General features: G+C 45.6%; 18 protein-coding genes and 1 tRNA gene. 9 read left to right on the top strand and 10 right to left on the bottom strand.

Annotated features, from left to right (window positions below):
* Nucleotides 1–244: 244 nt before the first annotated feature.
* The 3 genes from DWX62_RS20455 to DWX62_RS20445 form a co-directional block, all read right to left on the bottom strand.
* Nucleotides 245–532 carry a hypothetical protein gene (locus tag DWX62_RS20455; RefSeq protein WP_005827260.1) on the bottom strand — a complete coding sequence of 96 codons (288 nt, stop codon included), beginning with the start codon at nucleotides 530–532 and terminating at the stop codon, nucleotides 245–247.
* Between the two features lie 358 nt (nucleotides 533–890).
* Complete coding sequence (locus DWX62_RS20450; protein WP_120173125.1) at nucleotides 891–1,862, bottom strand: glycosyltransferase family 2 protein; 972 nt, start codon at nucleotides 1,860–1,862, stop codon at nucleotides 891–893.
* Between the two features lie 51 nt (nucleotides 1,863–1,913).
* Entirely contained in the window at nucleotides 1,914–2,291 is a 378-nt protein-coding gene (locus DWX62_RS20445) for a GtrA family protein (RefSeq protein ID WP_005833184.1), read from the bottom strand.
* A 187-nt stretch (nucleotides 2,292–2,478) separates the two neighbouring features.
* On the opposite strand from DWX62_RS20445, the gene DWX62_RS20440 reads away from it, so the two are divergent.
* From DWX62_RS20440 to DWX62_RS20430, 3 genes are all read left to right on the top strand, one after another.
* A complete protein-coding gene (locus DWX62_RS20440) occupies nucleotides 2,479–4,212 on the top strand; it encodes a glycosyltransferase family 39 protein (RefSeq protein WP_117680594.1) in 1,734 nt (577 codons plus the stop codon).
* Nucleotides 4,213–4,239: 27 nt separating this feature from the next.
* Complete coding sequence (locus tag DWX62_RS20435) at nucleotides 4,240–4,776, top strand: HD domain-containing protein (protein WP_005827246.1); 537 nt, start codon at nucleotides 4,240–4,242, stop codon at nucleotides 4,774–4,776.
* Between the two features lie 79 nt (nucleotides 4,777–4,855).
* Nucleotides 4,856–7,633, top strand: a complete 2,778-nt coding sequence (locus tag DWX62_RS20430; protein WP_120137802.1) for a putative LPS assembly protein LptD — start codon at nucleotides 4,856–4,858, stop codon at nucleotides 7,631–7,633.
* Between the two features lie 3 nt (nucleotides 7,634–7,636).
* On the opposite strand, the gene ung is transcribed toward DWX62_RS20430, so the two are convergent.
* Both ung and asnA read right to left on the bottom strand, forming a co-directional pair.
* The gene (ung, locus tag DWX62_RS20425) at nucleotides 7,637–8,299 is read right to left on the bottom strand and encodes a uracil-DNA glycosylase (RefSeq protein WP_005827240.1); all 663 of its coding nucleotides are present in this window, start codon (nucleotides 8,297–8,299) and stop codon (nucleotides 7,637–7,639) included.
* A gap of 104 nt (nucleotides 8,300–8,403) precedes the next feature.
* Nucleotides 8,404–9,441: an aspartate--ammonia ligase gene (gene asnA / locus DWX62_RS20420; protein WP_008664075.1), complete on the bottom strand. Its 1,038-nt coding sequence runs from the start codon at nucleotides 9,439–9,441 to the stop codon at nucleotides 8,404–8,406.
* Between the two features lie 212 nt (nucleotides 9,442–9,653).
* Here asnA and DWX62_RS20415 point away from each other — a divergent pair.
* The 5 genes from DWX62_RS20415 (at nucleotide 9,654) to DWX62_RS20395 (ending at nucleotide 12,880) form a co-directional block, all read left to right on the top strand.
* Nucleotides 9,654–9,726: transfer RNA gene (locus DWX62_RS20415), tRNA-Arg, on the top strand.
* A 211-nt stretch (nucleotides 9,727–9,937) separates the two neighbouring features.
* A complete protein-coding gene (msrA, locus tag DWX62_RS20410; protein WP_225982599.1) occupies nucleotides 9,938–10,489 on the top strand; it encodes a peptide-methionine (S)-S-oxide reductase MsrA in 552 nt (183 codons plus the stop codon).
* 6 nt (nucleotides 10,490–10,495) lie between these two features.
* Complete coding sequence (locus DWX62_RS20405; RefSeq protein ID WP_005827232.1) at nucleotides 10,496–10,969, top strand: hypothetical protein; 474 nt, start codon at nucleotides 10,496–10,498, stop codon at nucleotides 10,967–10,969.
* 90 nt (nucleotides 10,970–11,059) lie between these two features.
* Complete coding sequence (locus DWX62_RS20400) at nucleotides 11,060–11,890, top strand: MerR family transcriptional regulator (protein ID WP_120173124.1); 831 nt, start codon at nucleotides 11,060–11,062, stop codon at nucleotides 11,888–11,890.
* Nucleotides 11,891–11,998: 108 nt separating this feature from the next.
* Entirely contained in the window at nucleotides 11,999–12,880 is an 882-nt protein-coding gene (locus DWX62_RS20395; protein ID WP_117749123.1) for an alpha/beta hydrolase-fold protein, read from the top strand.
* Between the two features lie 422 nt (nucleotides 12,881–13,302).
* On the opposite strand, the gene DWX62_RS20390 is transcribed toward DWX62_RS20395, so the two are convergent.
* Nucleotides 13,303–13,740, bottom strand: coding sequence for a PepSY-like domain-containing protein (locus DWX62_RS20390; RefSeq protein ID WP_005833165.1), 438 nt, complete (start codon nucleotides 13,738–13,740; stop codon nucleotides 13,303–13,305).
* 202 nt (nucleotides 13,741–13,942) lie between these two features.
* Here DWX62_RS20390 and DWX62_RS20380 point away from each other — a divergent pair, with 202 nt between their 5' ends.
* Nucleotides 13,943–14,569 (top strand): hypothetical protein, encoded by a 627-nt coding sequence (locus DWX62_RS20380; protein ID WP_008664066.1) that lies wholly within the window; start codon nucleotides 13,943–13,945, stop codon nucleotides 14,567–14,569.
* Nucleotides 14,570–14,624: 55 nt separating this feature from the next.
* Here the strand turns inward: DWX62_RS20380 and DWX62_RS20375 are convergent, their stop codons facing one another.
* The 4 genes from DWX62_RS20375 to lysS all read right to left on the bottom strand — a co-directional run bounded on the left by DWX62_RS20375 (nucleotide 14,625) and on the right by lysS (nucleotide 19,721).
* On the bottom strand, nucleotides 14,625–15,380 hold the full coding sequence (locus DWX62_RS20375) for an HAD family hydrolase (RefSeq protein ID WP_120173123.1): 756 nt from the start codon (nucleotides 15,378–15,380) through the stop codon (nucleotides 14,625–14,627).
* A gap of 130 nt (nucleotides 15,381–15,510) precedes the next feature.
* Complete coding sequence (locus DWX62_RS20370; RefSeq protein WP_120173122.1) at nucleotides 15,511–16,848, bottom strand: glucose-6-phosphate isomerase; 1,338 nt, start codon at nucleotides 16,846–16,848, stop codon at nucleotides 15,511–15,513.
* A gap of 48 nt (nucleotides 16,849–16,896) precedes the next feature.
* Complete coding sequence (locus DWX62_RS20365) at nucleotides 16,897–17,892, bottom strand: NAD(P)H-dependent glycerol-3-phosphate dehydrogenase (protein ID WP_120173121.1); 996 nt, start codon at nucleotides 17,890–17,892, stop codon at nucleotides 16,897–16,899.
* A 98-nt stretch (nucleotides 17,893–17,990) separates the two neighbouring features.
* Nucleotides 17,991–19,721, bottom strand: a complete 1,731-nt coding sequence (gene lysS, locus DWX62_RS20360) for a lysine--tRNA ligase (protein ID WP_005827209.1) — start codon at nucleotides 19,719–19,721, stop codon at nucleotides 17,991–17,993.
* Nucleotides 19,722–19,803 lie beyond the last annotated feature (82 nt).

Here is a 19,803-nt window from a genome sequence, read left to right as displayed (position 1 = left end):
TAAAATGTATGCTTTTAGATGTTCCATGTTCTAACAGAAAGTCTTTCAATGTATTTATTGTGTTTGCAAAGATAATTTTTTCATTTCTAATTTATTGGTTTAGGAAACCAAGTTGTTGATTCTCTGCTTCGAATATAAAAAGTATGCGAATTTTTTATGAAGCATGGGAATCTGCTTTCAATCGCCAGCCAATGGCTGATGAATTTAACCGGGTAGATTTCTTGTCAATCGGTTTCAGACCTGCTTATAAGAACAATTTATAACAAAGTACTCCCAATAAAAGCAAGACTAAAGCACATGCTGCAAGAATCGTCTTTGCCCTGAATAGATGTTCTTTATCTGATAATTCCTTTTCAGTAGTATTTCTTCGGATTTCTTCTATTTCCTCAATGGTTACATCGGCTCTCTCAGGACCTTTCCTTTTTACAAGGTATTTGTAGTGCTCCCGCATCCGTCCTCTGCTCAACTTGCGGAGAGCACGGTTCTCTTTATCCCTTTGTAGCATGTCATTTATGCAGCCTAATGTTCCCATAAGCAGATTTTTATCATGTGTAAGCAAAATGGTTTGCTTGCACGTGTACTAAGATACGGCATTTATGTCGCTTTCGCAAGCGATTTTGTGTTTTTTGATATAAACTGATGTGACGATACGATTTTGGTAGTTATGTTAACTCGTTGTTTGCCAGAGAGTCATTTTGCCAACCCATTGCCATGCTTTTGGCAAACTTTTGCCAACGCGGTGGCAAAGTCTTGCCAATAGGGTGGCAAAATCTTGCCAACTTGTCGGCAAGAAAGACACATACTGTTCCCTATACCTTTATTATAGTGTGATAGCGTGATAAGTGTTTTTCCTTTTTTAAACTTTTGTGTAGAATGATGATGGGCTTCTTTTATTCTGTTTTGTCGGATGGCATCAGAAGCTCTTCTTCATTGTAGCGCGGTCGGTCTTTCACTTCAATGTATATTTTGCCGATGTATTCGCCCACAATTCCCAAGGACACAAGTATCACGCCTCCTACCAACCAGACGGAAATCATCAGTGATGACCATCCGGGAACGGTGTTATGCTGTGTGTAGGAGTGAAGTGTCCATCCGGTGACACATAGTGCCACAAGAATAAAGATGCAGCCTATCCAAAAAATCATACGGACCGGTTTGACGGAAAAAGAAGTGATGCCGTCAATGGCAAAGTTGAGCATCTTCCGGAAAGGGTACTTTGATTCTCCGGCAAAGCGTTTTTCACGGTTGTAATACACGCAGTCCGTCTGGTAGCCGATGAGGGGAACCAGCCCCCGAAGAAAAAGGTTGCGCTCGCGGAAGCGGCATAGGTGTTGTACAGCCCGCTGGCTCATCAGGCGGTAGTCGGCATGGTTGTAGACGGATTTTACCCCCATTGCCTTCATCAGCCGATAAAAGACCAAAGCGGTGTTGCGTTTGAAGAAAGTGTCGGTCTTCCGTTCTTTACGTACGCCATAAACGATGTCATTGCCCGCTTTATAGCTGTTTATCATGTCCGGAATCACCTGGATGTCATCTTGCAAGTCTGCATCAATGGAAATGGCTATCTCGCAACGGTCTTTTACTGCATTGAGTCCTGCCAGCAGGGCATTCTGGTGTCCTACGTTTCCTGCCAGGTTCAGTCCGCAGGCATAGGCCGTATTTTGGTGCAGTTCTTTGATGATAGCCCATGTCTGGTCGGTGCTTCCGTCGTTTACATATAATATATAGCTTTCCGGGGAAATTTGCCGGGCTTGTATCAGCCGGTCGAATAATTGGCTCAATCGTTTATGGGTTTCATGCAGCACTGCCTCTTCTTTGTAGCAAGGTACGACAACGGCGAGTATGGGAGAGTTTTCCATCATAGAACAAATCTTTTTGCAATATTCGTAAGAAATCGGGAGAAAAACAAATTATCACTCTTTTCTTTTGAAAACGAAACGTACGAGTAAGAAGTTGACCGGAATGGCGATGGCGAAAACCGGAATGGGGGCCAGAGGTTTGGGGATGCCCATCCAGAGAGAGAGGTTCAGCAACCCCATGTGTAGCAGATAGCTGCATAAGTGTGCTCCTCCAAATCCGAAGGCTTTTCTCCATGAGGGCTTTCGGCCGAAGGTAAAGTAAGCAGTCAGATAGAAATTGGCGATGAAGCTGAGAGCATATCCCAGTGTATAGGCTATGTTTACATTGATAACCCGTTGTAATACAAAATACAATCCGTAGTGCAGAGCTGTCGCAAAGATGCCCACCATTACGAAGCGTACAAATTCCGGTAGTTGTTTCAGCCGCTTCATCTTAACATTAAATATCTACTCTCTGTTGCCATTATCATTGGGGCGGCAAAGTTAGGCATTGTTTCAGAATTATTTGTAATTTTGCTTTGCGAAATTAAGCTGCATCTCAGCAAATTGCAAATAAATTTGCATCTGCTTTCGGTTTGCGCTATCTTTGCGTCCAGAAAACATAAAAAACAAATAAGGTATGTCGGACAGAAAGAAGGCGTTCTGGTTTATTGCGCTGCTGAGTGTGCTTGTGGTTGTTCCCTTTCTGGGAGAAACCATTTTTTATTCCAAGGGGGAACCGCGGGAGGCGATTGTTGCCCTTTCTATGCTGGAAAGTGGAAACTGGATACTTCCGGTGAACTATGGTACTGATATTGCTTATAAACCCCCTTTCTTCTACTGGTCAATAGCCGCCGTCTCTTCCCTTTTTGGAGAGGTGACGGAGTTTTCTGCCCGTTTCCCGTCTGCATTGGCTTTTTTAGCCATGCAGTTAATGTTCTTTGCCTTTGTGGCAAAACGTAAAAACGTTCAAACGGCGTTTCTGGCCTCTATTCTTCTTTTGTCTTCTTTCGAGGTGCATCGGGCGGCTGTCGCTTGTCGGGTCGATATGGTTCAGGTTGCCTTTATCGTTATTTCCCTTTGTCTGCTGTTCCGCTGGGATGAGAAGGGATGCCGCGGAGTGCCCTGGCTTGCGGTGTTGCTGATGGGATGTGCCACGTTGACCAAAGGGCCGGTAGGCTCCATATTCCCTTGCGCGTGTATCGGTGTGTATCAGTTGTTGCGCGGACGTTCTTTCTGGAAAGCGTTTTTCTCGTTGGTAGGTATCGGCTTGCTTTCTTTTGTTCCTTATTTAGCTTGGGTATACGTAGCTTACAGACAAGGTGGACAACCGTTCCTCGATTTGGTTCTGGAGGAGAATACCGGGCGGTTTATGGGCAAAATGTCCTACGAGTCCCATGAAAATCCTATATGGTATAATTTCCTGACTTTGATTTGGGGATGGATTCCCTGGACGTTGGTTCTGGTAATTTCCTTGTTTGGCTTGAAGTGGAAAAACATGCGTTGTCTGCCGGAAGGGGAGACCCTGCTGTTGCGGTTGAAGAAGGGCTGGACTGCTTTCCGCAACCAGTCTCCGGTACAATTGTTCACGTGGCTGGTCATTCTGATAATCTTTGTCTTCTACTGCATCCCCAAGAGTAAGCGGAGCGTTTATCTGCTTCCCATCTATCCGTTTATGGCAGTGCTGATAGCTGAGTATCTGTTGGCTTTGGTACAAAAGGGGGCACGAGTTTTCAGGATTTGTGCAATCATCTTTGCTTCTTTGGGCTTGTTGCTTACGCTTGTTTTTGTCGTAGTTCGTCTCGGCCTGGTTCCCGACAGCGTTTTTGGAAGCGGACGCCATGCCGCTGAGAATGTAGCCTTTATGCATGCGTTGGAGGATGTGGCTTTGTCTGTTCCCAAGTGGCTCCTGGTAGCGCTTCCCGTAGTAGCCGCTGTCTGCACATTACGCATGGTGATAAAGCGTGCGGATAGCCGGTCATTATTATATGGCATAGCAGGATGTATGCTCTGCCTTTTCGTATCATTGGATTCGGTTTATCAGCCCACGGTGCTGGCTGTGAAATCAGATAAACATTTGGCTGAAAGGGTCAATACGTATGTTCCGGAAGGTGTGGTCTATTCTTACTCGAAAATGAGTTTCTATGGTGTTAACTTCTATCTGAAAGACCGCATGCGGCACATTGAAAAGGAACGTCCGTCCAGCGGGGAGGGCTATTTATTGGTTCCCGTAAAGGAGGAGGAGAATATGTTGGGACAGCTGGAACAGACGTATCATCTGGAAAAGATATTCCGTACAGACAGACGCAGTTGTGATATGCGTAATGAAATCTGCATGTATAAATTTAGGGCGATTGACATTCATAACCCATAATTTATAACTCATAACTCATAACTTAAAATGAATCCGATAGATATCATTAACAAATATTATCCGGAAGAGAATGAGTTGCGGCATATACTGTTGACGCACAGCCGTTCCGTAGCCGACAAGTCGTTATGGATTGCCGACCGCCATCCGGAACTTTCATTGGATAAGGATTTTCTGTACGAGGCTGCCATGCTGCACGATATAGGCATTTTTCTTACAGATGCGGCAGGTATCCATTGTTTTGGCGACAAGCCTTATATCTGTCACGGTTATTTGGGAGCCGACCTGATACGCGGCGAAGGCTATCCCCGCCATGCTTTGGTTTGTGAACGCCATACGGGTGCCGGACTTTCATTGGAGGGAATCATTGCGCAGGATTTGCCCGTACCGCATCGTGAAATGGTTCCGGTCAGCTTGGAAGAACAAGCTATCTGTTTTGCCGATAAGTTTTATTCAAAAACTCATTTGGAAAAGGAGAAAAGTGTAGAAAAAGCCCGAAAAAGTTTGGAACGTTATGGTGAAGAAGGGGTACGGCGCTTTGATAATTGGTGCGAACAGTTCTTGTAGCAATCTAAATTTCTTTAAAAAGGGAGATTATCCGTATAAATTATGTACTTTTGCCCCTCCAAGCGTAAACTATTAGTTAATGACGCCATTGAAAGCAAATACATTCATATCATTCATACTACTATTCGTCTTGCTTCTTCTCTCCGGTGGGGCTGCTTCTCAGCGCCGTAGAGCGAAGGTCGCGCCTCCGAATATTCAGCGGACAGACACGTTGCAGGTAGGGGATAGTTTGCAGATGGGAGACTCCCTGCAAGGGGGAAAGGGGCTTCCTGCCGATTCGTTGCAACAAGATACGGTAGCGGCTGCGCCTCCCAAGAAGGATGCATTGGATGCTCCCGTAGCCTACGAAGCCAATGACTCCATTGTATTTACGCAGAGTGGCTTTGCCCATCTTTACGGCCAGGGAAAGGTGAGTTATCCGGGTGCTGACCTGGAGGCTGATGTCATCTCTATGGATATGGACAACAGTACGGTTTTTGCCCGTGGCGTGGTCGATTCTGTAGGAACAGCCAAGGGAAGACCGGTCTTCAAAGACGGGGACACCTCCTACGAAACCGATACTATCCGTTATAACTTCAAGAGTAAAAGAGGTCTTATCAGCAATGTTGTCAGCCAGCAGGGCGAGGGATACGTGACCGGTAATAATGCCAAGAAAGGGAATAATGATGAACTCTATATGAGGAGCGGTCGTTACACGACTTGTGACCATCATGACCACCCCCATTTTTATATGCAGATGACTTATGCCAAGGTACGTCCGAAAAAGAACGTGGTGACGGGACCTGCCTATCTGGTAGTAGAGGATGTGCCGCTTCCGCTTGCCGTTCCATTTTTCTTTTTCCCGTTTTCTAGCAGTTACCAGTCCGGTTTTCTGATGCCTACCTATATGGATGACTCCAATCGTGGCTTCGGTCTGACGGACGGTGGATATTACTTCGCCATCAGTGACCAAATGGACTTGAAGCTGCGGGCGGATATCTTCACGAAAGGTTCTTGGGCGCTGAATATGGAGTCGAACTATGTGAAGCGTTACAAATATTCCGGTTTGCTGCAGGCAAGCTATCAGGTGACCAAGACCGGTGACAAAGGCTTGCCCGACTACTCGGTTGCCAAAGACTTCAAGGTGGTGTGGTCTCACCGGCAGGACCCGAAAGCGAGTCCGAATTCTACCTTTTCTGCCAGTGTGAACTTTGCTACCAGTAGTTATGAGCGTACCAATATCGGCAATATGTACAACTCCCAGGCAATGTCGCAGAATACCAAGACTTCCAGTGTCAGCTATTCGCGTAACTTTCCCGACCAGCATCTGAGCATCTCCGCTTCAGGTAATATTGCCCAGACCATGCGCAACTCCTCTATCGCGGTGACTTTACCGGACATGACCATTTCCTTGAGTACCATTTTCCCTTTCAAGCGTAAACATGCAGTGGGAGATGAAAAGTGGTATGAGAAGATTTCCGTTCGCTATACTGGCCGTGTGAAGAACAGTATCAAGACGAAGGACAATCTGTTGTTCAAGAAGAACCTGATACGCGATTGGGAGAACGGTATGCAGCATGAGATTCCGGTAAGTGCCACGTTTACTTTGTTCAAGTACTTCAATGTGACGCCTACCGTAAACTATACGGAGCGTTGGTACACCCGCAAGGTGAAGAAGGACTGGGACGATGAGCAAGGCAAGGAGGTGAATGATACGACCTACGGTTTTCACCGTGTATACGACTACAGTGCCAGTCTGGGTATCAATACCAAAGTTTATGGTATGTACAAGCCATTGTTTATGAAGAAGAAGGAGATACAGATACGTCACGTCATCACTCCCTCCATCAGTTTCAGCGCTGCACCCGATTTCACTTCGTCCCGTTTTGGCTATTATGACTCTTATATAAAAGACCAGAACGGCATTCGCGATACCGTGCAGTATTCCTATTATGCCGGTCAGGTGTTCAGTCCGCCAAGTGGAGGAAAGCAGGGGCTTATCAGTTTCAATATCTCCAATAACCTTGAAATGAAGTTCAAGGATAAGAATGACTCTATCCGCAAGGTGAGCCTGATTGACGATTTGAGTATGGGTATCAGTTACAACACGGCTGCCCAGGTGCGTCCTTGGAGTGACTTGAGCTTTAATCTCCGTCTGAAGTTGAGCAAGAGTTATACGTTGAGTATGAGCTCTACCTTTGCCACTTATGCTTACGAGTTTGATGAGAACGGAAGGGTGGTGCCCGGTAACCGTACGGAATGGTCGTATGGCCGTTTCGGTCGTTGGTCGGGATATGGTACGTCGTTCAGTTGGACCGTGAACAATGATTCGTGGAAGAAAATAAGGAACTTCTTCACCGGTCAGAAGGATGACGAGGAGCAGGGCCAAGACCAGAATGCCTCGACGGAGGAAGACGGTGACATGGAGGGGGAAACTACCGAGGACGGCACTCCGAAGAAGAAGAAGGAAAAGGCTGCTGCCGATGCTGACGGCTATCAGGTATTCAAGATGCCTTGGTCTATCAACTTCAGTACCGGTTTCAATATTACGGAAGACACCAGTAAGCCCATTAATCGTAAGAACATGCGCTATCCGTACAAATTCAGCCTGAATTCCCTTAATATAAACGGTAACGTCAAGCTTACCAATAAATGGGCTGTCAGCTTCAATTCCGGTTATGACTTCAATGCGAAGGAGATAACGCAGACCGCTTTCAACATCACACGTGACCTGCACTGTTTCAGCATGACGGCTGCCATATCACCTTTCGGACGCTGGAAATACTATAACTTTACCATCCGTGCCAATGCAAGTATCCTGCAAGACTTGAAATGGGAACAGAGAAGCCAGACTCAGAGTAATATTCAGTGGTATTGATGTTTACCAAATTATTTCCGTCTCTCCATGTTCCCGCAAATACTCGTTTGTTTTGCTGAAATGCTTGTTCCCGAAGAAGCCGTTATAAGCGGATAGGGGAGATGGATGTGCCGAGGTGAGTACCAGATGTCGGCTACGGTCGATGAATGCCCCTTTACGTTGGGCGTAGGCTCCCCAAAGAATAAATACAAGATGCTCTTTTTCTTCGGCGAGAATGCGGATAGCCGCATCTGTAAATGTTTCCCAACCTCGGTTTTGGTGAGAACCGGCTTGGTGTGCACGTACGGTGAGGGTAGCATTGAGCAGCAATATGCCTTGCTCTGCCCAGCGTGTCAGATTGCCGGTAGTGGGGGCATCAGTGCCAATGTCATTTTTTATTTCCTTGAAAATATTAAGTAAGGAAGGAGGGAAAGGAACACCGTCATTTACGGAGAAACAAAGTCCGTGTGCTTGTCCCGGACCATGATAGGGGTCTTGACCGATTATCACGACTTTTACTTTGTCAAAAGGGCATAGGTTGAATGCATTGAATATCAGCTTTCCCGGAGGATATATTGCATATTTCCCATATTCGTCCCGTACAAAATCAGTCAATGTACGGAAATAATCTTTCTCAAATTCAGGTTGCAGATGTGCTTTCCAGCTTTCTTCTATTTGAACATTCATAATTGGATCTGTTAGTAGTTTCGGATGCTAAAGTACAAAATAAAAAATAAAGTCCAACCTTTTGAGGGGGTGAACTTTATATTATATGACGGGATAAATGTATATCAAATCAAGTGTATATTGTGTTCCTTGCACTCTTTGCGCATATCTTCCGGCCAGATACTGGCTTGTATCTCACCGATATGCGCCTTGCGCAGATAGAACATACAGAGGCGGGACTGCCCTATACCGCCACCGATGGAAAGCGGCAGTGTATCATTCATCAAGCGTTTGTGGAAGTAAAGTTCCAGGCGTTCCTCTTCGCCTTCCTCTTTGAGCTGGCGAAGCAGGGCTTCCTTGTCTACGCGGATACCCATGGAGGAAAGTTCGATGCTGCGTTGCAGGATGTGGTCCCATAGCAGGAGGTCACCGTTCAGTCCGGGGAGGTCGTTCAGCCCTTTGCTGGTATAGTCGTCGTAGTCCGGGGCGCGTCCGTCGTGCTTCTTGCCGTCGCTCAGCTTGCATCCGATACCGATGATGAACACTGCACCGTATTTCTTGCAAATGGCATGTTCGCGGCATTTGGGTTCCAAGTCCGGATACAGTTGGCGCAATTCTTCGGCATGGATAAAGTGAAGTTTCTGGGGCAGGCAAGGCTTGATTTGCGGATACATCTCATATACCATATATTCTGTGCGCACCATAGCTGCATAGATACGGGTTACTATCTCCTTGAGGAATTCCACATTGCGGTCTTCGGCAGTAATGACGCGTTCCCAGTCCCACTGGTCTACATAAAGGGAATGCAGATTGCCCAGTTCTTCATCGGCACGGATGGCATTCATGTCTGTGTAGATGCCATATCCCGGTTCGATATGGTATTCGGCAAGCGTGAGGCGTTTCCATTTGGCGAGGGAGTGCACCACTTCAGCTTTGGCGTCGCCCAAATCTTTGATAGGGAAAGTTACGGCACGTTCCACTCCATTGAGGTCGTCATTGATACCCATTCCTTTCAATACGAACAGTGGAGCTGTCACACGTCGCAGGCGCAGTTCGGAAGAGAGGTTCAATTGGAAGAACTCTTTAATTTGTTTAATCCCTAATTCAGTCTGTTTTAGGTCCAATAAAGGTTTGTAACCTTCAGGTGTTATCAGGTAGCTCATAAATTTATTCAGTATAACTTCTATTAAATTGCTCGGCAAAGATAGGAATAATATTGATACTTGCTTCTGTTTTGTGGGAAAAAAGAACAAAATGTTTGTGTAATTGCGGTTAGTCTTCTCAAAGTAATAATAAAAATATTCCTCGGTTTGATATAAAAAGCGTTTGAATGTTAGGAATCTGCTAATTTTTTTATACTTTTGCATCCACATTTGGCTCCGTAGCTTAGTGAATAGAGCGTCAGATTCCGGTTCTGAAGGTCGTGCGTTTGAATCGCACCGGGGTCACAAAGAAAGGAACTCCCTTTGCATGAATACTTTGCAAAGGGAGTTTCTTTTTATACAATACATCCAGAAAAGTCAACCATACGGTTCTCTTTCTTGTTATAATTTCCATAGAGTTAGAGGTATGAAACAAATAATATTTATTTTTGCAATGTTAATGACTTGTCTGTCCTATGCCGGTAAGCCGGAAGGACGGTCAGAAAGGAGAACAGACATGAAACCAATGAAAGAGATTTATCTGGCAGGAGGATGTTTTTGGGGTACCGAACATTTCCTGAAACAAATAGAAGGTGTGGAGGCTACCCAGGTGGGATATGCCAATGGAAATATAGCCAATCCTACCTATCAGCAGGTATGTACCGGTACCACGGACTTTGCCGAAACCGTAAAAGTACAGTATGATCCCGATGAGGTGGACTTGCCTTTCCTTATCGACCTTTATTTCAAAACGATTGACCCTACCAGCCTCAATAAGCAAGGGGGGGATAGAGGTACACAGTATCGCACGGGTATCTATTATACGGATACCGCCGACCTGCCCGTTATTCGTGAAACCGTTGACCGGCTGGCTGCCAACTACTCCCGTCCGTTGGTTGTAGAGATAGAGCCTTTGAAGAACTTCTATCTCGCCGAAGATTATCATCAAGACTATCTGGACAAAAATCCTGGTGGATATTGCCACATTAACCCCACCTTGTTCGACCTGGCACGTAAAGCGAAGATGAAGAAAGAAGGAGATGGCGAGTATTTAAACCTGGAAAAGTAACGGACAATGGATATACTGTTAATAAGTAATGAAGATACGTGCCGCAGCCGTATCGCGCAGGAACTCCTGCATGCATTTGGCAGGGGAATGAATATCTCTACGGCAGGAATTATGGAGGGGAACTGCGTTCCCGATGCCGTGTGCAATGTGATGGAACAGAATGGTTTCAGCGTGTCTCGCAAGAAACCGTCTGGTGTCGGGACCTATACGCACCGGTCGTGGGACTACGTGATTACCCTATGTAAAGAAGCCGGAGAAGAACTGAAGTTTATCACTCTGGATGCCAAGCAGCAGGTGCATTTTGATTTTGAAGATCCCTTTAAAAATCGTTTTCAAAATGAAAGTGAGCAGGAGAAACAAGTTGCCTCACTCTATGAAACCATGTACCGGCGGCTGTATGAATTTTACCGCGATGAACTGAGTGAGCAGCTGTTGCCTCGTTGTACGTGCGGTGCAAACACCTATTGCCGTTGTGAATAGTGAAATATGTGTTTTTTTTGAAGCAATCTCTTGACTCGTCCCTAAGGGCAGGACCTATCTTTGCTTCATAAACAAAATGCGCATGAGTTTATGAAGAATAAAATGAAGTTTAAAATCGGAGAGTTTTCCAAACTTTGCCAAGTGACCGTTAAGACGCTTCGTCATTATGAAGAGATAGGATTGATGATACCCGTTGAAGTGGATGAGTGGACGGGGTATCGCTATTACGACATCAGCCAGCTCCGGTGTATGAGCCGTATTGTTTACCTCAAGCAATTAGGGTTCAGCCTCGAAGAGATATCCGAGTTGTTTGCCGATGGCAAGGAATTTCCGGATGCTGAATTGTTGAAGGTTAAAATAGAACGTTGCAAAAACGAGATTGAACACTTGATATGGCGGCAGACCGAACTTGCCAAATTGGAAAATTTACTCCATAAACAAGAGAATGTTATGGAAAAAGTGTTTAAGAAATCCCTCCCTTCAAGAATTTTTGCTACCCATCGCCGTAAAATAGACTCTTATCAGAAACTGTTCAATCTTTGTCCGAATATTATCGGGCCTGAAATGTACCGTTTGGGTTGTGAATGTCCTGCCCCGGAATATTGTTTCACGGTGGAATATAATGAGGAATATGGGGTTGATATTGATATCGAGTTTTTTGAAGCGGTGGCTGAACGCAAGGAAGATTCGGAACTGATTAAATTCAAGGAACTTCCGGAAGTACCGGTTGCGCTCTGTGTCAACCATTACGGTGCTTATGAGCATATGCCCGAAACTTTCGCCGAGCTTTTTGCGTATGCCGAGGCAAATGGATACGAGGTCATTGACCGTCCCCGGTTTTGCCATATTGACGGCATTTGGAACAAAGAAACGGTGGATGAATGGATGACGGAAATTCAGTTGCCCATCAAACTTTCTTAATCAGCCTTTGATTTTTGCGGAAAGCTTTCAACCGTGAGAATACCTAAAAATAGGGATAGGTAGTCAACTTATTTTCTGCGAACTTTGCAGACTGAAAAAAGAATTGAAATGAGAAGCCTGCATATTCTGTTTATATTGGTAGTTGTCACTTGGCTCGGTTTTCCGCTGAGAGCGCAAGAAGCTATTTCTATCGGGACTCGCCACACTTTGTTTTCGCATGTCTTGAATGAGGCTAGAGAATATTGGGTGTATGTACCTGCAACCCGCCCGGGTGAAAAAGAGGAAAGTTATCCGGTTCTTTATTTGCTGGACGGTGATTCTTTTTTTCATTCGGTGGTAGGTTTTACTCGCTTGTTTTCCACCTCCAAAGTTTCTTCCTTACCGCCCTGTATCGTTGTGGCTGTCCTGAATACAAACAGAACCAGAGACTTTACGCCAACCTGTTCCGCTGCCCGGCGTGACGGAACTGTCCGTCCGGGCGATAAACCGGAAGGGGGTGGGGCAGGACAATTTTGCCGTTTTCTGACGGAGGAGCTACGCCCCGCAGTGGAACAAGACTTGCCGGTGAATGGACAACACTTGTTGGCCGGACATTCTTATGCCGGGTTGTTCACGCTGCATGTTTTGCTGAATTATCCCGGTGCATTTGATACATACATCGCCATAGACCCCAGTTTATGGTGGGATAAAGGATATTTTCAGAAACAGGTAGAACGGCAGGTGGATAAGGTTGACTTTTCAGGAAAGCAACTGTATGTTGCGTTTGCCACTCAGCCGCGTCTTGATAGGAAGCTGATCCACTTTCCCCTGACAGATGATTTTATAGGGAGTGCAGTTCCTCGTATGGAGAAGCGGCATTTGCGGGTGGTATCAAAAAAGTTCCCGGAAGAGACGCATGGAACGGTTGCTCTTCCGGGATTTTATGACGGACTGAAAACGTTGTTCTTCCGTTCTGCGGTTGGAATTTCTCTGCCGAACAAACCTCTCTGAAAAAAACTTTATTTTTCAGTAAGCTGAATGATATGCGCCATTGTACTAAGGGGACTACCTATACCATGGTGAGGTCTGCCGAAATCCTGAAAGCGTCATAGCCTGAGTCGCCTTCCGGCAGGAAGCGCCGAGAAGCGCCGTTTCCTTATAAATCAGTATTTTCAGCTCCGGAGAAGGTTGAGTGTCCTTCTCCGGACACACTGATTAAAAAACTGCAAAAGTGCAGCCGGGGCTTCGTTGACTCCGGGCAATTGGAATAGTAGTACAACCACTGTTGTACAATGAGCGCAGCACCATATGCCCTGCTACCGTACGGAAGTGCATAAAAAAAACAGTTGCCTGGAGAAACCCTCTCCAAGCAACTGTTTTCAGCTTCTTGATACTTTACTTTATAATCTACATATTCTAAATCTTTCTTGTCATCAATCGTCAATGTCAATCACCCTCATTTTAGAGTCAAATGTAATTTCCCAACGATTAGACAACTTTATCTCATACTCATTGTCATCGTACTCAATCTGAAGAATTCTTGCATCCGGATAATTGGTCTTTACATAGTTACGTATCGCTTCCGGTACAATCTGTGCAGGAACTTCACTTTGTCTGCATCGTACCTCCTTCCATTCTCCCGATTTATCAAATTCTACCTTCTCCCCATTCGTGAACACCACATCATAGCTTTTATAAAACATTCCCGACTCCAATTTAGCCATTGCCACCTTATGGTCTTTAAAATAAGTCTTGATAAATGTCTGCGCCTTCGCCGGCAACTGGCTCACCTCTATCGGCTTATCATTATCCGCCATTACCATTGTGTGCACTGCAAACATACAAACCAACATCATAACTAATTTTTTCATACTTCTCTATTTTTAATAATTAATACTTTATTTGTTTTCTGTATTACAAAGATGGGAAGGAAATCTGGAAAGAATTGGGAAAAAAACTCTATTTTTGGAAATGAAAAAAAATCTATTTTTGAAAATGGGTGTTGCGGCTCTTCACCTATGAATTTTTGTTTGCAATGAATATTATTTAAAGACACAATAGACTATTATGGCTATGAAAATATTAAATCAGTTTATCGATGATTTTGTAGGTGTTTTCCAATATCGGTTTATGGATACCTTTCAATATTTTAAAGAAAGGAAGAAAAGTAAATATTTAGGAGATAGATTTGAGGAATGGGTTGTGAAGAACTCCAATATTAGTAAAGATGGTTATTCGGATCTATGTGATAAGAAAATATTTTGGCGGCTTTTAGATTGGAGAGGTGATAAATACATTGAGGGGTATAGGCCTCTGTCTTCATCATCTCCGGATTTGTTGATGGAGTGTGTTACCACAACGAGTACCATTCATGAAGTTGGAGATATTATAGCTGTAGAATGTAAATGGCGAAGTAAGATAGGTTTTTATCTCGATATAAAAGACATTGAAAAGTACGAGGGGTATATGAATTCCAATCTGTTGAACCGTCCGATAAAAAACTTGTTTTATGTTTTTGGCTTTGGATGGTGTGGTGACAGTCCGGAATCTGTTTATGTAGTTCCTGCCAGAGAATTGTATGATTATGATAAAGATACCTGTAGAATAACGTTCCCTATTAAAGAAACCGAGAAGGAGAAAATGGGTAGATTGGAGCGCTTTAAGAAGAAAGACAATAGATGTCTTCTGTATATCAAGTAATGGTATTACTTGGTTATATAAGCTCCAATCAACTGTTATATTGTTTGGGTCGCCGTCAATCTTTGTGGCGAAGGCTATTACTGGCATCTAATGCGGTTTGCAACCTTTCCCAGTCGTCACAAAGCGCCTGCATGGACGGAAACAATAAATCTGCTCCGGCATCCAGTAATACCTGCCTGTCCAGCGGACCGGTATTGACTGCTACAGTGAATATGCCTGCTGCTGTTCCGGCTTGTACTCCGATAGGTGCATTTTCTACAACTATAGCTTCATTGGCTTGTACTCCGGCTTTTTCCAGTCCCATCAAATAAGGCTCAGGATGGGGCTTCCCGTATTTCACATCAAAGGCGGTCACCATGTGGTCGCGCTGAAACATACCGGGGAAGTTGTGGACAAGGCGGTTCAGCAGGGAGTGTTGGCCCGAACCGGTGACAAGTACCGGAATAAGTCCTGCCGCTTTTACCTTTTGCAGTATTTCCCAAGCACCCGGCATACGTTCCGGTTCCGGGTGGGTACTGAATTCGGCGCTTTTCTCTGCATAGATGCTTTCTATCATTTCGGGAGTGGCATCCTTGCCATACTGGCGTTGATAAACGATGTTGATGGTGGAGGCTCCGGTACGTCCCTCGTGCATGTATGCCTCTTCACGGCTCAAGTGCAGGCCATGACGTTCCATTACTTTATGCCAGGCATCGGCATGGTAGGGCATGGAGTTGAACAGTACGCCGTCCATGTCAAAAAGAACTGCTTTCAATTGGATGTTGGGATGCCCGTGCTTTTCCAGATAACGGGCGATAGAGTTTTCGAACACTTGGTAGATTGAGGATTAAAAATTAAGAAATGCGGGGTAAATACATTGAGAGTTGAAAATTGAGAAACGGCTGTACAACAAGCGCAATGAAAAGCCGTTTCCCGATTTTCAACTCTCAATTCTTAATTTATCAGAGTCTTGCCTGGATAGCTTTGGACTCTTCTTCGTAGCCGGGCTTGTTCAGTAATGCAAACATATTCTTCTTGTATGCTTCCACACCCGGTTGGTTGAACGGATTGACTCCCAAAATATAACCGCTGATACCGCAAGCTATTTCAAAGAAGTAGAGCAGACCTCCGATGCTTTCTTCATTCAGTGCAGGGATAACGATGCGCATGTTGGGTACGCCGCCGTCAACGTGGGCAAGCTGTGTTCCCAATTCAGCCATTTTGTTCACTTCGTCTACGTGCTTGCCTGCCAGGAAGTTCAGTCCGTCGAGGTTGGCTTCGTCCGAAGGTACTTGCAGGGAGTGCTGTGTCTTCTCCACGGAGATGACAGTTTCGTAGATGGTACGTTCGCCTTCCTGAATCCATTGTCCCATGGAGTGCAGGTCGGTGGAGAAATCTACGGCAGCAGGGAAGATACCCTTGTTTTCCTTACCTTCGGATTCACCATAAAGCTGCTTCCACCATTCGCTTACGTAGTGCAGTTTGGGATTGTAGTTTACGAGGATTTCAATTTTCTTACCGTTCTTATAGAGTTCGTTACGCGTAGCTGCATAGATGGCAGCAGGATTTTCAGCAAACGGAACATCTTTTCCACAAGTCTTTTCCATGGCAACTGCACCTGCAACCAGTTTCTCGATGTCGAAACCTGCTATTGCGATGGGTAGCAAGCCTACCGGAGTCAGTACAGAGAAACGTCCGCCTACGTTATCGGGGATGATGAAGGATTTGTAGCCTTCGTTGTCGGCCGTTACGCGGGCAGCACCTTTCTTGGCATCGGTGATGGCAACGATAACCTTCTTTGCCATATCCTTGCCGCGTTGGTCTTCGCATTGCTTTTTCAGCAGACGGAACGCCAGGGCTGTTTCAGTAGTGGTACCGGATTTGGAGATGTTGATAACACCGAATTTCTTGTCTTTCAAGTATTCGGTAAGTTCATATAGATAATCTTCACCGATGTTGTGTCCTGCATACAGAATGACCGGAGCCGTTTTCTTGTCTTGCAACCAGGTGAAGCTGTTTGACAAAGCCTCTATCACCGCACGTGCACCGAGGTAACTTCCGCCAATACCGGCAACTACTACTACCTCGCAGTTGTCACGCAACGTCTGTGCGGTAGCCTTTAGGTCAGCCAGGTGCTCTTTAGTGATGGAAGAGGGGAGGTGCAGCCAGCCCAAGAAGTCGTTGCCCTTACCGGTACCATTCTCTAATGCTTCCTGTGCAGCCTTTACCTGGGCTTCATAGGCGAAAACGTTTTCCTTGGAGATGAATCCAAGAGTCTTTTCAATGTTCAAACTAATCATAATATTCTAGGTTTTAAATTCAGTATTTCGTTTTATCTTTTTTCGCGCTTACCGGAATGAATCGGTTAGCAGCTTGATTTCAATCATCGGCGAGATACGCTCATACAGAATGTTGTATACTGCATCTACAATAGGCATGTTGACATGATAATGTTTGTTGATTTCCTTGATGCATTTTGTACCGTAGTATCCCTCAGCAATCATTTCCATTTCAATCTGCGCGCTTTTCACGGAGTATCCTTTGCCTATCATCGTGCCGAATGTGCGGTTACGGCTGAAATTGGAGTATCCCGTCACCAGCAGGTCACCTAAATAAACGGAATCACTTACGTTTCTGTTCAGCGGATGTACCGTTTGCAGGAATCTGTTCATTTCCTGTATGGCATTGGACATGAGCACAGCCTGAAAGTTGTCGCCATATTTCAGACCGCTGCAGATACCGGCTGCAATGGCATATACATTTTTCAGCACCGAACTGTATTCAATGCCGGCAACGTCATTACTGACAGAGGTCTTGATGAATGAACTGGCCAGTTTGCGGGCAATGGTGCAAGCCTTGTCGGTGTCGGGACAAGCAATGGTCAAATAAGAAAGGCGTTCCAGAGCCACTTCTTCCGCATGGCAGGGACCTGCCAATACAGCGATATTCTCAGCCGGGACGCCATATTCCTTAGTGAAATATTCCGAGACAATCAAGTTGTCATCGGGCACAATACCTTTAATGGCAGTGATGATGAATTTATCCTTAATCTTAGTCTTCAGCTTCTTCAAGTGAACCTTCAGGTAAGGGGAAGGTGTGACGAAGATGAGTGTGTCAGATTCTTTTACGACATCATTGATGTTGGAGTTGAAGTTGATACGCTTGGTATCAAACTTGACGCCCGTCAGGTAGGCAGGGTTATGACCAAGCCGTTTAAAGTCGGCAATACGATCATCGCGTCGCATGTACCAATTTATAGACTCCGCTTGTGACAGAACCATTTTTGCAATGGCAGTTGCCCAACTTCCTCCGCCCATGATGGCTATCTTACCGGGTAGTTTCATATCGAAATTAATAATTAAAAATTAAAAATTAAAAGAGGGGAAAGGAGTACCTTCACCCTCCTCTTATCTTTAATCTTGCCTATTTAATTCTTTAATTTTTAATTCTTAATTCTTCCGACCCAGTCAGCAACTTCGTTTACGGTCGGGTTTGCCAGTTCCAATTTATATTTCTTGTTGATACCGCAGATGTCCATGTGGAGCTTTTGCGGATTCACATCTTTCATGTCACTCACCAGGTTGTAGCCCGCCTTCTGGATTACAGCTACCCAATCTTCGGGGATGCCTAGTTCCGTGTATCGTGCAGGAGCATCTTTGGGGATAACCTTTTCCGGACGCATCTGTGGGAAGAAAAGCACTTCCTGGATGAAGGATTCGCCCGTCATCAACATTGTCAGACGGTCGATGCCGATACCGATGCCCGATGTGGGAGGCATACCGTATTGCAATGCCTTCAGGAAGTCCTGGTCGATGAACATCGCTTCGTCGTCTCCCTTTTCGCTCAAGCGAAGCTGGTCTTTGAAGCGTTCTTCCTGGTCTATCGGGTCGTTCAGCTCGCTGTAAGCGTTGGCAAGTTCCTTGCCGTTCACCATCAGTTCGAAGCGTTCGGTCAGTCCCGGCTTGCTGCGGTGCATCTTGGTCAGCGGGCTCATCTCTACGGGATAGTCGGTGATGAAAGTGGGCTGTATGAAAGTTCCTTCGCAGAATTCGCCGAAGATTTCATCAATCAGCTTACCCTTGCCCATGGTGTCGTCAATCTCCATATTCAGTTCCTTGCACACCTGGCGGATTTCGTCCTCGCTCTTTCCTTCGAGGTCGTATCCGGTCTTTTCCTTGATGGCTTCCAGGATGGGCAGACGGCGGTAGGGAGCTTTGAAGCTGATGGTCTTGCCGTCTATCTCGGTTTCTGTACAGCCGTTTACGGCGATACAGATGCGTTCCAGCAATTTCTCCGTAAAGCTCATCATCCAGTTGTAGTCCTTGTACTGCACGTACAGCTCCATACAAGTGAATTCCGGGTTATGGTTCTTGTCCATACCCTCGTTACGGAAGTTCTTGCCTATTTCATATACACCTTCGAATCCGCCCACAATCAGTCGCTTCAAGTAAAGCTCGGTGGCGATACGCAGGTAGAGGTCCATATCCAGAGAGTTATGGTGGGTGATGAACGGACGGGCGCTTGCTCCACCGGGGATGGATTGAAGAATCGGCGTCTCCACTTCCGTGTAGCCGGCTTCATCCAGCACGGCACGCATGGTCTTGATGACGGTGGCACGCTTCAGGAATTTTTCTTTCACGCCGTCGTTTACGATAAGGTCTACATAACGCTGACGGTAGCGCAGTTCGGGGTCCTCGAAAGAGTCGTAAGCCACACCATCCTTATATTTCACGATAGGCAGGGGCTTGATGCTCTTTGCAAGTACGGTCAGCTTCTTGGCATGGATGCTGATTTCGCCCATCTGGGTACGGAATACGAATCCTTCGATACCGATGAAGTCGCCTAAATCGAGCAAACGTTTGAACACGGTGTTGTACATCTCCTTGTCCTCGTCCGGGCAGATGTCATCGCGGGTGATATATACCTGGATGCGTCCTTTGGAGTCCTGCAATTCGATGAAAGATGCTTTACCCATGATACGGCGGCTCATGATACGTCCGGCAACGGACACTTGGCGAGGCTCTGCATCGTCGTTGAATTCAGCTTTAATATCGGTAGAGAAAGCATTTGTTACATACTCTGCTGCGGGATAAGGCTCAATGCCCATCGCGCGAAGTTCATTCATACTGTTGCGACGAATGATTTCTTGTTCACTTAGTTCTAATACGTTCATTTCGCTATATTTCACTCAATTTGGGTACAAAAGTACGAAACATTTTTCAGATAGCGAACCTTTTGACGGAAAATACGTACCT

Source organism: Bacteroides sp. AF20-13LB (assembly GCF_003603065.1).
Taxonomy (GTDB): Bacteria; Bacteroidota; Bacteroidia; order Bacteroidales; family Bacteroidaceae; genus Bacteroides; species Bacteroides uniformis.
Note: the sequence above shows the minus strand (reverse complement) of the source record. Positions and strands in the feature narration are given on the sequence as shown.